This is a genomic window from Mesomycoplasma ovipneumoniae ATCC 29419 (assembly GCF_028885435.1).
Classification (GTDB): domain Bacteria; phylum Bacillota_I; class Bacilli_A; order Mycoplasmatales; family Metamycoplasmataceae; genus Mesomycoplasma; species Mesomycoplasma ovipneumoniae.
In genome coordinates, this window is sequence record NZ_CP118522.1 from 981,651 (window position 1) to 998,656 (window position 17,006).

Sequence of the window (17,006 nt, forward strand, 5' to 3'; positions counted from 1 at the left end):
GAAAACTCGTTTTTATTTACATGAGCCTAAAAAAATATATGAAGTTTTGAAAGAACAATAACTAAAAGCCTTAAATTTGAAGATTTCTAAACAGGTAAATTTAAGGCATTCCATTATATTTAAAAATATAATGGATAATTCGCATTTGCTGATTTTTTTATAGCAAAAACATAACTAATTCCTCCTTAATTCAATATCAAAATTTATTAATTCATTCTTAGTGAGAGTTATTATAACACAATTTTATTTTTGACCAAACATTTTTTTTTTTTTTCAAAGGGTTCGTTTTAAAATAATAAAAATTAAGATTTTACAATCAAAAACCCGTATTTACGGGCATTTTTGCATATTTAGATTCACTAAAAAGTGAATTTTTGCCCTCAAACTGTCAAACTCAGCTATTTTAACAAATTATTAGTGTTATTTGCGAAAAAATGCTGTAAATTACAGCGTTTTTTAATTTTTATTTCTTTTTCTAAAGATTTTATTTTTCAGTTTTTTAGAAATTCAAGGTTGAGCATGATCGTAAAGAGAGACAATAAAAATTCCAATGGGGCCGACAAAAATAAAAATATCTGCAAAATTAAATGTCCCACTTGACCTTACAAATGGCAAAAAAAGCAAGTCTTTTACATGATTATCATCCAAAATTCGGTCAATTTCGTTACCTCAATTCCCACCTAATAATATGGCCATAAAAATTGTTAAGGAGTATTTTTTTGAAAAGGGAATCAAAATCAAAAGTAACAAACTTAATAAAAAGGCAAAAATATGAATACCTGTAAAACCAATAATATTATCAATTCCCGAAGTTACACCTTGATGCAAAAGTGGGCGAAAACCAATAAAACCTCATGAAATAATTTTGACAAACCCTTTATCGGTTGATTCTCTATACTCTTCATAGGTAAAAATTAAATTTTTTGTTAGTTGATCAATTAATAGAGTAACGAGAATAACTAAAAAAGCAATGAAAATGTTTATTAATAAGCGTTTTTTGCCGATTTTAATATATTTTGAATTAATATATTTAATAACGAGGTTAATTTTTGTTTTCATTCAAAACCTCAAAACAACGGTCACAAACATCCCGGATTGTTTCAAAATGGTTTCAACATCTTGGACATTTAGGTCAATTAAGATTATAAATGCTTGTTTTGTCCTTAAATTCGACTTTTGCAACCATTAATAATTTCACAAGATCAAGTGATTTTAGAAAATTTGAGGAATTAGAATCTAAAACAACAGCAATTTCATTTGAGCGATTTATTTCTTTTGATTGAATTTTTTGCTCAATTAGTTGATAAACAGAATTTTTGACATCAAAAAATTCAGTTCATTTTTCATCTAATTTTGGATCAAAATTAGACTTTTTAAAGAAATTTTCCAAGTGGATTGATGTTTGCTTTTCACTTTTGTGAACAAATTGGTAAATTTCTTCGGCTGTTGTTGGCATAATTGGCGCAATTGCAATATTTAAAACCAATAAAAGTTCATAAAAAACGTATTGAATTGAGCGTCTTTTTGCTGAATTTTTTGAATCAGCATACAAAATATCCTTAACAATTGAAAGATAAAAATTAGAAAATTCAATTATAAAATTATTAATTATTTTTACAACACGAACAAAGCGATATTCATCATAATACTGAATTATTTCGTTTTTTAGCTTTTGAATTTTATTATATATAAATAGGTCAACTTCTTCTAATTCATATTGTTTTGGTTCAAAATCTGCTAAATTTGTGATTAAAAATCGAACTGTGTTACGAATTTTACGGTAAATTTCAACATTTTGCTCAAAAATTGACTCTGAATAAACAATGTCATTATAATATTCACTATTTGCAACTCAAAGTCGAAAAATATCACAACCGTACTTATTCAAAATTACAAGCGGATCAACTCCATTTCCTCTTGATTTTGACATTTTGTTCCCTTTTGAATCAACGACAAAACCATGAGACAGTAATTTTTTATAAGGTGAAAAACCAAAATATATCACCGAATTTATTAAAGATGAGTTAAATCAGCCGCGATACTGGTCAGATCCTTCTAAATAAATATCAAAAGGAGGATTTTCGTTGTTAATATTTGCGGCCAGAAAACTAACCCCTGAATCAAATCAGACATCCAAAATATCGTTTTCTTTTGTTCAACCTAAATTTTGATATTTAGGAGGCAAAAGTTCGTCAGCTGTTTTTTGATATCAGATTGAAGAGCCAAATTCTTGAACTTGTGAAATTATATGGTCAAAAATTTCTGGCTTATCTAGGACAGGATTTTTATTTTTGTCATAAAAAATAATCAGCGGAATTCCTCAACTTCTCTGGCGCGAAATTAGTCAGTCTTTTCTGTCAATTATCATTTTTGTTAAGCGGTTTTTGAGTCATTTTTCAGGAAATTCAATTTCATTTATCGCTGTTTCAAGCTCTTTTTTAATTTTTTCAACAGAAACAAATCACTGCGGTGTACCACGATAAATTACGGGTTTTAATGTTCGCCAATCATGCGGAAATGAGTGGGTGATAAAATTTAATTTTAAAAGTGATTGTTTTTCTTTGAGATATTCGGTTATTGATTTATTTGCTGAATCATAAAATTGACCAGAAAATTGTCCTGCTTTTTCATTAAATTTTCCATCATCTTCAACGTGCATAACCATTTCAAGATCATTTTCTCGACCAATCCAGTAGTCATCTTCACCAAAAAGTGGCGCAAGATGAACAAGACCCGAGCCAGCATCCAAAGTAACATGGTGACCTGAAACTATAGGGCAAACTTTGTCAAAAATAGGGTGAAAATACTCGATATTTACAAGGTTTTTTCCTAAAAATGTGTCAATAATTTCATAAGAATCTCAGTCAAAACTTGAGGATAATGTTTGTAATAATTTTTCTGCTAAAATGTAAAAATTTGATCCAACTTTTACTCTAACATAGTCAAAATTTAAACCAACAGCAACTCCTGCATTTGCAATTAGTGTTCAAGGGGTTGTTGTTCAAATAATGATTTTATCGCCACTTTTTACAAAATTGTTGCCATTTTTAACCTCAAAAGCAACAAAAATGGAAGGAGAACGGTGATTTAGATACTCAATTTCGGCTTCAGCTAGGGCACTTTGACTTGAAGGAGATCAATAAATTGGCTTTAAAGCACGATAAATTAGACCTTTTTCAGCAATTTTTTTAAATAATTTGAGCTGCTTTGCTTCATAATGCGGGTCGTTTGTTTGATAAATTTGGCTAAAATCGGTTAATAAATTCAATTTTTCAAACTGTTTTTTTTGAACTAAAATTTGTGAATTAGCAAAATCATTGGCTTTTTGGCGAATTTCTAATGTTGATTTTGTCTCAATTTGGTTAATAATTTTATTTTCAATTGGAAGACCGTGAGTATCTCAACCTGGGACAAAAGGTGAATAAAAACCAGACATTGATTTATATCGAACTATTATATCTTTTAAAACTTTATTAAGCGCATGGCCAATATGAATGTCACCATTTGCATAAGGGGGTCCGTCATGAAGAATAAATCTTGGATTATTAATATTTTTTTTTAAAATTTTTTGATAAATGTCTTCATTTTTTCAAAATTCAGTAAAAAATTTGTCCTTTTGAGGCAAATTAGCTTTCATTGAGAAATCTGTGGAAAATATATTGAGCGAATTTTTATAGAAATTTTTATCCATTGTTTATTCCTTTTCAATCTTTTCAAGAATTAAATTTATGTCAATTTCACTTATTTCTTGAAGTTTAGTCTTTAAAATCTTACTAGAATTTGCTTGATTTTGTTCAATAAAATTTGGTAAATTTTCATTATTTTTATCAGTCGTTAAAAATAATTTATAATTTTTTTTAGGATTAGGGTCAAAATTGATAAATTTTCGGACTGGAACAACCTTTAAAGTGATGTCAAAATCGAAAACTTGCAAATTTTCACTATAAATTTCGACACTTTTTGGAATTATAGAAAAATCAAGTTTTGAATCAAAACTTTTAGGAGCAATTGTTCTATTACCAAAATGAAGCTTTTCTGTCGCAATTTTTTCAAAACGAGAATAATTATCAATAACTGCAATTTCTTCAGAAGAATCAATTAAAACAGATGCAACAATTTTTTCATTTTTTTGAAGTTTTAAAATTTTTACACCTGAGGAAATACGACCATAAATTGGAACATCTGAAGCACTTATTTTTAGTGCGCGATTTTGTGACGTGATTAAAACGATGTTTTTTAATTTATTTTCTAAAAAAATGTTAATTAATTCATCACCTTCTTTGGGTTTAAAGCAATTTATCATATTATTTGGTCTAATTTTTGCTATTTCTTTTAGTTGCATTCTTTTTGCATAACCAAATTTAGTTATAAAAAGCAAAAAATGATTGGAATCTAAGTCATCAACGAAAAAAGAGTTAATTAATTCGTGATCATTTTTAAGGCCAAGAGAAATTTTTAAGTTATTTGGGTTATTTTTTAGCGTTAATTCTTCGAGTTGATGAGCTAACAACATCCCAACATCACCTTTATTTGTTAAAAAAAGTCCTTTTTGACGTTGATTTATTTTACCTTGAAAAATAAAAAAATCTTCTGATGGTAACTGAATTTTTTCAATTTCCTCGACTGCATGATTTTTTATGTTCATTTTTTTAAAAAGGCTGGTCTTAGAAACTCAAAAATAAAACTGTTCATCTTTAATTAAATCTTGATGGTTAATTTTTACTTGCAATTCTTTGTCAACTATTTGAGTTTTTCGTGGAGAACCGTATATCTTAGCAAAATTTTCTAACATAGAAATTAAATGAAGATCAAATTCTTCTTTATTTTCAATAAGTTTTTGAAATTCTTCAATGTTTTGGGATAAAGTTTTTGATTCATTTAAAAATGACTGCTGTTCAATTTTAGACAATCTATACAAACGCATCGAAGCAATTGCTTCAGCTTGAACTTCGGTAAAATTTAGATATTTAACTAAATCAGCAATTACACCCGCTTTTGAATTATCAGATTTACGAATAATTTCAATTACTTCATTAGTTATATCGGCAACTTTTAAAAATCCTTCTATAATTTCAAGCCTTTTTTTGCTTTTAAAAAGTTCATAATTAAATTCACCTAGTTTAACTTTTCTTAAATGCTCAAGAAAATAAGCAATCATTTCTTTAATTGAAAGTAATTTTGGTGAATTATTGCAAATTGCTACTGAATTATAGGAATAATAAATTTGCATATCTGTTTTTTGCAGCAAATAATTAAGAATTAATTCAGCGTTTGCATCTTTTTCAAGTTCGACAAAAATAAGCACACCATTTTGATCAGATTGGTCAATAACCTCTTTAATTCCGCTAATTTTTTCTTCAAAGCGAATTGTGTCGATTTGCTGAATCAAGTTAGCCTTTGAAATTCCAAAAGGAATAGAAGAAATTTCGATCACTTTTTGCTTGTTTTTTTCAGAAATTTTGTATGATGATGAAATTTGGATTTTTCCTTTTCCGGTTTCAAAAGCATCTAAAATTCCGGCTTTTCCATAAACTATTCCGCCTGTGGGAAAATCAGGGCCTAAAATAACTTTGGAAATTTGTGCGTTTGTAATTAAAGGATTTTTGATCATTAAAATTACAGCTTGGATTACCTCAACTAAATTATGAGGAGGTATTTCTGTTGCAAAACCACTTGCAATTCCGATTGCCCCGTTAATTAGCAAGTTAGGAAAAATTGCTGGTAAAACTGTGGGCTCTTTTTCACTATCATCAAAATTAGGATAGAAATTTACGACATTTTTTGATAATAATACAAGTAAATGTTCACTAATTTGGGCTAGTCTAACTTCGGTATACCTCATTGCAGCGGGGGGGTCATCATCAATTGAGCCTTTATTTCCGTGCATTTCTACAAGTGGAATGTTAATTTTTCACTCTTGAGACAGCCGAACTAGCGCATCATAAATCGATGAATCTCCGTGAGGGTGAAATTTACCGATTACATCTCCGACAACTCTGGCTGATTTTTTGTAATTTTTAGTATTTTTTAGACCAAGCTGTCACATTGAATAAAGAATTCTTCTCTGAACAGGTTTTAGTCCATCCCGAACATCTGGAATTGCTCTGTTTTGAATTATATATTTTGAGTAGCGCGTAAATTTTTCAGCCAAAATTTGATCTAACTTGGAGTTAATGATTAAATCGAAATTTTTACTCATAGACTGGCTCCTTTAAATTGTCAATAAAACTATCTTCAAGTGAAAAGTCAACATTTTCTTGAATTCAATTTTTACGCAAATCAGCTCTTTCTCCCATTAAAATGCGGAAATTTTCCTCAACTTTTTCAAGATCTTCGATAAGAACTTTTTCTAAAATTCGTTTTTCAGGATCCATTGTTGTCTGTCAAAGTTGGGAGGCATTCATTTCACCAAGACCTTTATAACGCTGAATTTGAGCATTAGGATGTTTTTTTACATATTCATGGAATTCTTTTTCATCTCAAATATAAATGTCTTTCTTATTTTTTTCACTAATTCGGTACAAAGGCGGTTGGGCAATGTAGACAAAGCCATTTTCAATCAAAGGACGCATATGATAAAACAAGAAGGTCAAAATTAAAATTTGAATGTGAGCACCGTCATTGTCAGCATCAGTCATAATGATGATTTTGCCATAATTTAAGTTTTTAAGGTTAAAATTCTGGCCAATTCCAGTACCTAAAGCGCTAATAATGGCGATAATTTCTTCATTTTTTAAAACTTCGATCAGTCGAGTTTTTTGTGAATTTACAATTTTACCTTTGAGCGGTAAAATTGCTTGAAATTCACGATTTCGCGCAAGTTTTGCTGAACCTCCAGCTGATTCACCTTCAACTAAAAAAAGCTCGCGATTCATAGCTTTTTTTGAATTAGCAGGTGTTAATTTTCCTGATAAAATCCTTTTTTCTTTGGCCACTGACTTAGAAATTTTTGTTTCTGTTAGACTCAATTTTAACTTTTCTTTTTGCTGATAAACATTTAGTAAAAAAGTAATAATTTTTTGAGCAGTTTCTTTATTTTGAATAAAAAAGGACATTAAATTTCTAAAAACGACCTCTTCTGTGACTGTTTTTGCCAAGACTGTTGCTAATTTATTTTTAGTTTGACCGACAAATTCCAAAATTGGCTCAGGAATTCGCAGCGATAAAATTAAGGAAAGGCCAACTTTTACATCATTAAAGTCAAAAATTTGCTTATTTTTCAGCAAATTATTTTGTTGACCATAAGTATTAATTGCTTTTACAATTCCAGCTTTTAGGCCATTTTCATGACTTCCGCCTAAATTTGTTTTTACGTTATTAACAAATGAGATAATATTTTCCTGTTGAGAATCAACATACTGAAATGCAAATTCTACTATGATTTCTTGACTTTTTTCTTTAAAAGCGATAATTTTGTCATGAATTTTTTGGTTATCTTTGTTTAAAAATTCAACAAAATTTTCAATTCCTTTACTAAACTGAAAAGTTTTTTCAATACCGTTTTTTAGATCAACAAAATCGATTTTTAAATTTTTAACTAAAAAACAAGTTTCCTGTAACCTTGAAATTATCATTTCAGGATCATATTCTTTGTGAGAAAAAAATGAAAAATCAGGCAAAAATACTATTTTTGTACCACTAATTTTGCTAGGACCTAATTCTTGGGTTCTATTTTCAATTTTTCCACCATTAATAAAAGATGTATAAAACAATTTTTGGTTACGAGAAACAAAAACTTCCATTTTTTTCGATAATGCATTTACGACTGATGAGCCAACTCCGTGGAGTCCGCCGGCGGTTTTATAAATTTCATCAGAAAATTTAGCTCCTGAATGAAGTTCTGTAAAAACTAATTCAACACCAGTTTTACCGGTCTTTTTGTGAATTTCAGTTGGAATTCCGCGACCATTGTCGCTAATTTCAACCGAATTGTCAGCATTTATTACCACTTTAATTTCATTTGCAAAACCAGCAATTACCTCATCAACTGCATTGTCAAAAATTTCTCAGATTAATTGATGAAGTCCGTTAATGTCTGTTGAACCTATATACATTCCAGGTCGTTTTTTTACAGCTTCAAGTCCTTTTAAGAGTTTAAGTTTCTCAACTGAATAAGTCATATAAGCCTTTCTGGGTTTTATACTAAAATTTTATACAAAAATAAAATAATATTTGAAATTTTAAAGTAAACTAGTAAGAAAGTGGTAAAATTTACTATAAAAAAAATTTTAGTCAATTTTTTTAAAAAAAATTAGACTAATGAAATGAGGAAAAAAATGAAAAAAATTGCAATTAATGGCTTTGGAAGAATCGGTAGATTAGCACTTCGCCAACTTCTAGATCTTAAAGATGAAAATTTAGAGGTTGTTGCAATTAATGATCTGACTGATGCATCTGTCTTAGCTCACCTTTTTAAATACGACTCTGCCCAAGGAAGATTTTCTGGAACTGTTAGCGTTTTAAAAGAAGATGACAAGAATTATCTTGTAATCAATGACAAAAAAATTCGCGTTTTTTCAGAAAAAGACCCTGAAATGTTGCCTTGAGGAGAACTAGAAATTGATTTAGTTCTTGAATGTACAGGGCGTTATGCATCAAAAGCTGGGGCTACTTTACACCTTAATGCTGGGGCAAAAAAAGTTCTAGTTTCTGCTCCTGCTGGAAGTGATGTAAAAACTATCGTTCACAATGTAAACTGCCACACTGTTGATGAAAATGATAAAATTTTATCTTCTGCATCATGTACAACTAATGCGCTTGCTCCACTTGTAAATGCGCTTGAAAAAGAATTTGGAATAAGCCATGGATTTATGACAACAGTTCATGCTTATACTGCCGACCAAAGAATTCAAGATGCGCCACATAAAGATCTAAGAAGAGCGCGTGCTGCCGCTGTTAACTTAGTGCCTTCTTCAACTGGTGCTGCAAAAGCAATTGGTCTTGTTGTTCCTTCCTTAACTGGAAAATTAGACGGAATTGCTATAAGAGTGCCGGTAATTACAGGTTCTTTTGTTGACTTAAGTGTTGAATTAAAATCATCACCTTCTATTGAAGAACTTAATAAAGCTATTAAAAAATACGAAAGCGAATCCTTTTATTATTGCGACGAGCCTATTGTTTCTAGCGACATTATCGGGGACACACATGGTTCAATTTTTGATGCAACCTTAACAAAATTTGTTGAAGTTGATGGTAAAAGATTATACAAACTATACACTTGATACGACAATGAATCTTCATTTGTTGCACAATTCGTTAGAGTTATCAGGTACTTTATTCAAAAATAGATAATTATTTTATTTTAATCAATTAAAAAAGTGTCCATGTTTTGGACACTTCCCAAATTAAAAATATAAATGCAACACATAGATATTTTTGAAATCGCCGTTTGGCGATTTTTTTAAATCTTAAATAACTAAGTTATCATTAAAGACCTCTAAAGCGGATTTTCAATTAAAAATTTCCCTAGGCATTGAGTTAATTTTACTTATAGTATTTTGTAAATCATCATCACTGATTAGGTTGAAATCAAAACCTTTTGGATAAAATCTTCTAATTAATCCGTTGGCATGCTCATTGGAACCTCTTTGAAATGAAGCATATGGTTCTGCTTTATAAATTATTACTTTTAATCAATATGCCAATATCGCAATTTCTTCAAATTCAATCCCATTGTCGCAAGTGATAGTTTTGATAACTAAATTATTTTCATTCGCAAGATCTTTGATGGCTTTATTGATGGTTCTAGGATTTTTTGCTTCGCACTTTTTAGCAAATAATTTTCTAGTTTTTCTTTCTACTAAAGTTAAGATATTATCATGTCCGCTAGCCTTTTTGCCAACTACTAAATCTAGCTCTCAATGTCCAAAATCTTGCCTAGAATCTATGGATTTATCACGTGCTCAAATGGGTTTTACATAACCTTCTGGAACTAATCTTTGCACGGCATTTCTGGTTCTTTTTCCGCCTTTTTTGTAATATTTTCTGAGTCTGTCACTCCTAACTAATACCCATTTATTAGTTTTAATTCAGTTAAAAACAGTCTTTAAAGATGGTCTTTCAATGTTCGGGAAATTTTCTGCTATATAAAAATATGTCGCTTTAACTCCGTGGACTTTTTTGTCATATTTTCCTAACACAACAAATCTAAAATAATACCTATGATAATATCTTTTTCGCCTTTTTGTTATTGCCAAATTAGCTTCATAAACCCCATATTCATTTAGATTTCTTTTAATTTCTCTTGAGACAGTTGAGGGTGCAACATTAAGTTGCCTAGCAATAAATCTAATACTTTTGTTCTGCTGCAATAAAAACTCAATTTTTACTAAATCTTCAAAACTAAAATGTTTAAATTTTCTTTTTTCCATGATACTCCAAAAATAAAAAAATGCAAGTATAATATTATTATACTATACGTTGCATTTTTATCTTCGATTTAGGAAGTGTCCGTGTTTTGGACACTTTTTTAATTTAAAAAGCAAAATTAGGGTGTGTTCATAATCTTGTGTTTTAAATTTTTATGGATTTTTCAAATAGAAATGTAATCTAATTTAATTTTACATTATTTAACCGATTAGGGAAAATAATTTCTAATTGTTTTTTAATCATGAATCAATTTCTTACCTTTTGTCATTTTGTAGATGCGTTTTGGAGAGTTAAATAAGTTATTTTTGAAAGGTAATTTACACTTTGAATTCCGCCTTTTGTTTTTGTATTTTTCCTAATTATTCTATTCATTGACTCAATTAAATTTGTGGTATAAATTGCTTGCCTCAATTCATATGGATATTTAAAAAATGTCGTTAGTTCAGCGAAATTTGTATACCAAGACTTGATAATTGAAGGATATTTTTTGGCCTCATTTTTCCGCAAATTTATCAAGATTTTGCATTGCAAATTCTTGATTAGCCGCTTGATAAATCTTTTTCATATCAAGGACAAACTCTTTTTGTCTTTGTTAGAAACTTTTAAAAGCGAGTTTCTAATTTGGTGAACAACACATTTTTGAACATCTGTTTGCGGGAAAACCGCTTCAATTGCTTGAGTAATTCCACTTAGATTATCGCAAGAAATTATTAGAACATCTTCCAGCCCGCGAGTTTTTAGTTCGCTAAAAACATCAAGTCAATTACTTGCTGATTCGGTATTTTTAATCCAAAATCCCAGTGCTTTTTTATTTCCGTCCCAATCAATTGCAAGAATAAGATAAAGTGATTTTTTGACAAAAACAGCGTTTTCTTTAACATTAAAAAACATCCCATCAATGTACAAAATTGGATAGGAATTCTCAATTTTTCGCGATTTTCACTTTTCAATTTCAGGCAATAATTTGTCAGTAACTGAAGAAATTCAGGCATTACTTATTTCTTTTTTATAGATGCTTTTTATTGTGTTAACAATATTTTCATATGACATTCCTGATGCAAAAAGTGAAAACACTTGCTCTTCGATATCGCCTAAATTTGTTTCGTATTTACCGAGTAATTTGTTCTCAAAAGTGCCATTTCGATCTCTTGGTATTTTTAGATGAAAATTATTACTATTAAAATTCACAGTTTTACCCGAAAATCCGTTTCGCTTATTTGGCCTATGCACGCCTTTTTTGCTTCGGTTACTTTTTTCATAGCCTAAATGTTGGCTTAATTCCGCCCTTAAGAGCGCCTCAGTAAAAGTTTTAAACATATGCGAAATTTCGTTGTGAAAATCTTCTTTTTTATTTTTTATAATCAGCGTATTTGTCAACAAGTTTTTTAGCTTCTAACTCAAATGGGGATAATGTTTTTTGCTGTTTTTTCATATTTTGGTCACTTCATAATAAATTTTATCAAAATAAATTTACTTTAAAAACACAAAATATTTAACATTACCCAAAATTATAAAATATTTAAACTACATTTTTTAGTTAAAACACTGCCAAAAATCATTTATGGTCAAATAACAAAAATAATAAAAAATATAACTACTATTTAAACTCAATGTAAATAGAAAACTCATTTTTACTTACATTGAGCCTAAAAAAATATGTGAAGTTTTGAAAGAGCCATAACTAAAAGCCATAAATTTGTAGATTTCTAAACGGTCAAATTTAAGGCATTCCATCATATTTAAAAATATAATGGATAATTCGCATTATCTTATTTTAATACGACAAAAAACATAATAATTCCCCCTCAATTTATATCAAAATTTATTAATTCATTCTTAGTGACTCATATTATAACATAACTTTATTTTTGACCAAGCATTTTTTTTTTTTTTTGTAAAAGATTAAATTTACAATAATAAAAATTAAGGTTTTAGAGTCAAAAAACACGGATTTACGGGTATTTTTTCATATTTGTATTTAATAAAAAGTGAATTTTTGCCATCAAACTGGGAAACTCAGGAAAATAGATAATTATTATATTCCAAACAATTAAAAAAGGCAAATGAAAATTTGCCTTTTTTTTATAGAGTTGTATTATAGATATTTTTTAGAGATTAGAGATTTTTTATAGACTTTTTTATTGAGAATGAAGAGAGATTAAATAAATGAATTTTGTAATTCACAAAAATAAAATATAACTTATAAATTAATAATAACGAAAGGAGATTTTACACATGCATGAAGACATACATAATGAATTTTGTTATTGACAAAAATAAAATTTATTTTACAAAGACAAATATGAAAAGGAAAATCTAAAAATGCATGTAAACACACATAATAAACTTTGTTTTTACAAAAAATAAAAAGAATTTTATTAGTAAGAATTTAGAAGGGAGATTCTAAACATGTATTAAAAAAAGAAAAAATTAATTATCACTATAAATTTAGAAAGGAGGTTTTAATCATGATTTTACAAAAAAACCACAAAATATATCATAAATAAAAAATTAAGAAAGGAGTTTACTAAACATGGATGAAAACATAAAAAAATAATTTAATAAATAAATGGAAACACGCAATTTATAAATAAAAAACAAAATAAGGAGGCAATAAAAATATAAACTATTTTTTAATGTATCATGCTTTAAAAGAAATAGAAAACGAAAACGAAAGGGTTTTGGCGGGCCAGACAGGATTTGAACCTGCGCGGGATTTCACTCCCCTAACGCGTTAGCAGTGCGTCCTCTTCAGCCTCTTGAGTACTGGCCCATATTTTTATAATTATATCATAAAATATTATATAATAAAATAAAAAAAATAAAAAAAATAAAAGGCAGAAAAATGAAAATTTTAGGTATTGAAACCTCTCATGATGATGCATCTGTTGCGCTTTTATGTGATGGAAAAGTCGAAATAATTTTAACAATTAGCCAAATTGAATTCCACCAAAAATTTGGTGGAACAATTCCAGAACTTGCTGCTCGCGAACATTCGCGAAATTTAGCAATAATTTTAGAAAAATTATTGCAAAAACGCGTTGATTTTTCCTCAATTGATGCAATTGCCTACACAAATAATCCCGGATTATTGGGCGCTTTGAAAATAGGATTTTTATTTGCTAACGCATTAAGTCTTTATTTTAATAAGCCTTTGATTCCAGTTAACCATCTTTTAGGTCATTTTTGGTCAGCAAATATTGATGATGAAATTGTTTTTCCAACACTTTCACTTTTAATTTCTGGGGGTCATAGTCAGTGAATTTTGGCTAAAAACGAGAGCGAACTTGAAATTATCGGCTCAACAGTTGACGATGCTCTGGGCGAAATTTATGATAAAATTGGCAGAAATTTAGGCTTAGTGTTGCCAGGTGGGCCTAAAATTGACCAAATTTGACAACAAAATCGACAAAATATTGGCGAGTTAATCAATTTCAGTTTGCCAAAAAGACTTGCAAATCCTTTGGATTTTTCTTTTAGCGGTCTAAAAACTCAAGTCATAAATTTTACTAACCAAATGAAGCAAAAAAATAAACTTGATTTAAATAATGTCCAAAAAATCGCTGTTTCTTTTCAGGAAACAATAATAAAATATTTAAAAAGGCAACTTGATTCTGTTTTAAATAGCAATAAAAATATAAAAACTCTAACTTTAGTTGGCGGTGTTGCAGCAAATTCTGGAATTAGAGCATTATTTAAAGAATATGAAAAAAATTATAAAATTGTTATTCCAAAAAGGGAATTTTGCACTGATAATGGTGCTATGATTGCAAAAGCTGCACAAATTGAGCTAAAACTTAAATCGCAAAAACAAAAATTAGAATCCCGGTAGCAACAATTGCTCAAAAAAATAAAGCATAAAAAAAGATATGACTGTCTTGTTTTTTTAGTTTGTAATTCAAAATTAAGTTTTCTTGCATCGTATTTTGGATTTCTTTGTAACGGTCAACTCTTTTTTCACCTACTCAAACAGTCAAAATTCCAATCGCTGATAATAAATAAGGTAAAAATCAAGTATAAATTCTATTTGTAAAGTTAAAAATATCTAAATTTAAAGAGTTTGCTTCATCAAAAAAGCTTTTGAAAATTAATTTTGTTATTAGATCGGCCGAACCAACTCCACCCGGAGAAGGCGAGAGGTTGTTTGAAATTTGTAAGAGCGTAAATCCTGATATAAACTTGAGATAATCGTGAAAATTAATATTACTTAGATCTAAACCTTGTTCTTTTAAAGTGATAATTAAAATTACAAAAGAGAAATTTATGAAAAAAACTGGTAATTTGTAAAGTAAAAGTATTTTTGCCAACAGTTTTTTATTAGACAAAACTTCCATAAAATGGTTTTTGAAATTATCAATTAAAAATTGAAAACGGTATTCTAATCTTTGTCTGTCCTCAATTTTTTTTAAAAAATTGAGATTTAAAAGTGAAACAAATAATTTAATCAGCAAATATTGCAATTTTTTCCAAACAGAAATAATTATAATTATCAATAAAACTAAAACATTTAAAAAAATATTGACGACAAGTCAAGCAAAGAAAATGATTTTTTCCCAAGAATCTAAAATAAAAAGATCGCGATAGTAAATAAATCCAACTGGAATTAAAATCAAACTGACAACTAAATTAAAAACTTGATGAATTAGGGCATTATATGTCAAGGTTGCGCTGATATTTTTCAGTGGATATTTCTTTTTTTGCAAATATCAATAGTAACTTATTTCGCCACCAAATGAAAATGGTGTAGAAAATTGCATAAAAGTGGCGATAAAAGTGGCGATAAAAAGGTGTCTAAATCTCGTTTTTACCTTCTGATATTTAAAAATCCGCCGTAATTGTAGGGTTGAGGTTAAATTTCAAAATAAAAAATGAGCAATTGCACCAAGAAGAACTAATCTATTTACCCGAGATTTGAAAAAAAACTCGTAAAATTTAACAAAAATTTTTGTAGGCGAGCCGTCTGCAAAACTAGAGTTGTAGAAATTATAAAATAAAAGAATTAAAATTACGATAATAGTTGTTATAAAAATCCCGAATTTAATAAAATCTTTCGCTTTATTGTTTTTTGATGATACTAGATTTTTATTTGCAAGTTTAACTTTATCAATAAGAAGGTTTTCCAAAAAAACTGCTTCTTTTTCGGTGTGATTTTTTGATAAAAAATTTGTGTAGAGTGTTAATTCTTCTTTTGGTTTAAAGTAAATTAGTGTGTAAAAATCGTTATTTTGTAAATTAACTTTTAATTTTATCGAATGTTTTCCTGAATCTGAATTTGAAATGTTGTATCCTTGTGGACGAAATTGAGCGTCACTTTCATTTACAAGCAAGTTTACAATTTTATCAAAAGTTGATGGAGTTGCTTTCATTCGGTACTTATATTGAAAAACAAAATTTAACTCATTTTTCATCTTTTGGATAATTTCGAATATATTTAAATTATTTTGGGTGTAAAATTCAAAAATTTTCACATACCAGAGAATAGAAAATTTAGTGCTAATTCCGTATTTAATTGAATTTTCAGAAACTTTAGGAACAAAATGAACGCTTTTTGATGTTATAACAACAACTTCATCATTAGTTTTTTCTCGAATTTTAAGTAATTCAGTTTCTGAATTCTCATTATATTCACAAAATTTTGTGATTTTAGCACCAAATTTCTGCTCAATAAACTCAGAAATGTAGTTATTAGCTTGATGACTTATCAGAAAATATTTCCCATTTTTTCAATTTCTTTCAAGAAAATCAAGCACTAACAACTGAAAATCATTATCTTTTATAATATTAAAGTTAAGTTTTTTACGAACTGCAGTTATAATTTTGTTTTTTTTGACTCAAAAAATTACATTTGTCATAAATTTAGCACTTGTTGTGATCTTTTTTCAAATTATTGAATTATCGCTAACTTGTCTTGTAATTTTTTCAATCGGAAAACTCTTTTTTATTGGTAAAAATTTACTTTTTTCAGTATCAAAATGATCTTTTAAAAAATTAGTTAAAAAGGTTGACTCTGAATCATAAAACTGGTAAAAATTTGCTAATTTGTAGAAATCTAAGTCAAAATAACTGTAAAATTTCAAAATATGGTCTGAATTAATATGAAATTTTGGCGTTAAATAAATTTGTGAACTTCTATAAAAAAATGGTTTTTGCTCAGTTTTGTTGATTTTTTTTTCTTCTTCAGCCGTCAAAAGTGTTAAGTTTTTTTTATAAAAGGTTAAAACTGTTAGATTTAAATTTTTATTTGACAAATTAACTTCAATATTTATAAAAAAATCAAAGTCATTATTTATAAAATAATGACGCGCTAAACTTTGGGAATATCCAAATTTTTCTTCAAAAATTAAGATTTCTTTGTTAGGATCAGAGGCTAAAGCATTGTAAAAAATTGATGCAAAAGCTATTCCAAAATTGTTGGAACTACTATTAATCAAAATTTTCTGATAGTTTTTTTCCTTAACAAGATCAGAAATAGTTGATGCTAAACTAAAAATATAGTTTTCATTTATTGAATTAGGTTTATTACCAACAAAGCCGATAATTTTAGAATTACTTAATTCAAGTGGAGAATCATAATTAAAAAAAATCAACTTTTGGTCTTCTAGGTTAACATCGCGATTAATTGCTAAATATTTCATAAA

General features: G+C 28.3%; 9 protein-coding genes and 1 tRNA gene. 2 read left to right on the forward strand and 8 right to left on the reverse strand.

Annotated elements, in window-relative coordinates; genetic code table 4:
- Positions 1 to 456: 456 nt before the first annotated feature.
- Genes PWA39_RS03715 through PWA39_RS03730 form a run of 4 tightly spaced genes read right to left on the reverse strand, consistent with a single transcriptional unit; the run spans position 457 to position 8,120 of the window.
- Positions 457 to 1,059, reverse strand: coding sequence for a signal peptidase II (locus tag PWA39_RS03715; RefSeq protein WP_069099271.1), 603 nt, complete (start codon positions 1,057 to 1,059; stop codon positions 457 to 459).
- A complete protein-coding gene (ileS, locus tag PWA39_RS03720) occupies positions 1,043 to 3,691 on the reverse strand; it encodes an isoleucine--tRNA ligase (protein WP_069099272.1) in 2,649 nt (882 codons plus the stop codon). The genes PWA39_RS03715 and ileS overlap by 17 nt, the downstream gene beginning before the upstream one ends.
- Positions 3,692 to 3,694: 3 nt before the next feature.
- The gene (locus PWA39_RS03725) at positions 3,695 to 6,199 is read right to left on the reverse strand and encodes a DNA topoisomerase (ATP-hydrolyzing) (protein ID WP_069099273.1); all 2,505 of its coding nucleotides are present in this window, start codon (positions 6,197 to 6,199) and stop codon (positions 3,695 to 3,697) included.
- Positions 6,192 to 8,120, reverse strand: coding sequence for a DNA gyrase/topoisomerase IV subunit B (locus tag PWA39_RS03730; protein WP_069099274.1), 1,929 nt, complete (start codon positions 8,118 to 8,120; stop codon positions 6,192 to 6,194). The genes PWA39_RS03725 and PWA39_RS03730 overlap by 8 nt, the downstream gene beginning before the upstream one ends.
- Before the next feature lie 156 nt (positions 8,121 to 8,276).
- Between PWA39_RS03730 and gap the strand changes: the two genes are divergently transcribed.
- A complete protein-coding gene (gene gap, locus PWA39_RS03735) occupies positions 8,277 to 9,287 on the forward strand; it encodes a type I glyceraldehyde-3-phosphate dehydrogenase (protein ID WP_069099275.1) in 1,011 nt (336 codons plus the stop codon).
- 120 nt (positions 9,288 to 9,407) lie between these two features.
- Here gap and PWA39_RS03740 read toward each other — a convergent pair whose 3' ends face one another.
- The 3 genes from PWA39_RS03740 to PWA39_RS03750 all read right to left on the reverse strand — a co-directional run bounded on the left by PWA39_RS03740 (position 9,408) and on the right by PWA39_RS03750 (position 13,141).
- Positions 9,408 to 10,370 carry an IS30 family transposase gene (locus PWA39_RS03740; RefSeq protein WP_274827440.1) on the reverse strand — a complete coding sequence of 321 codons (963 nt, stop codon included), beginning with the start codon at positions 10,368 to 10,370 and terminating at the stop codon, positions 9,408 to 9,410.
- A gap of 178 nt (positions 10,371 to 10,548) precedes the next feature.
- Positions 10,549 to 11,745 (reverse strand): IS256 family transposase, encoded by a 1,197-nt coding sequence (locus PWA39_RS03745; RefSeq protein ID WP_274827441.1) that lies wholly within the window; start codon positions 11,743 to 11,745, stop codon positions 10,549 to 10,551.
- 1,305 nt (positions 11,746 to 13,050) lie between these two features.
- A tRNA-Ser gene (locus PWA39_RS03750) sits at positions 13,051 to 13,141 on the reverse strand.
- A 72-nt stretch (positions 13,142 to 13,213) separates the two neighbouring features.
- Between PWA39_RS03750 and tsaD the strand changes: the two genes are divergently transcribed.
- Positions 13,214 to 14,200: a tRNA (adenosine(37)-N6)-threonylcarbamoyltransferase complex transferase subunit TsaD gene (gene tsaD / locus PWA39_RS03755; protein WP_069099662.1), complete on the forward strand. Its 987-nt coding sequence runs from the start codon at positions 13,214 to 13,216 to the stop codon at positions 14,198 to 14,200.
- On the opposite strand, the gene PWA39_RS03760 is transcribed toward tsaD, so the two are convergent.
- Positions 14,166 to 17,003 carry a lysylphosphatidylglycerol synthase transmembrane domain-containing protein gene (locus PWA39_RS03760; RefSeq protein WP_069099663.1) on the reverse strand — a complete coding sequence of 946 codons (2,838 nt, stop codon included), beginning with the start codon at positions 17,001 to 17,003 and terminating at the stop codon, positions 14,166 to 14,168. The genes tsaD and PWA39_RS03760 overlap by 35 nt on opposite strands.
- Positions 17,004 to 17,006: the final 3 nt, after the last annotated feature.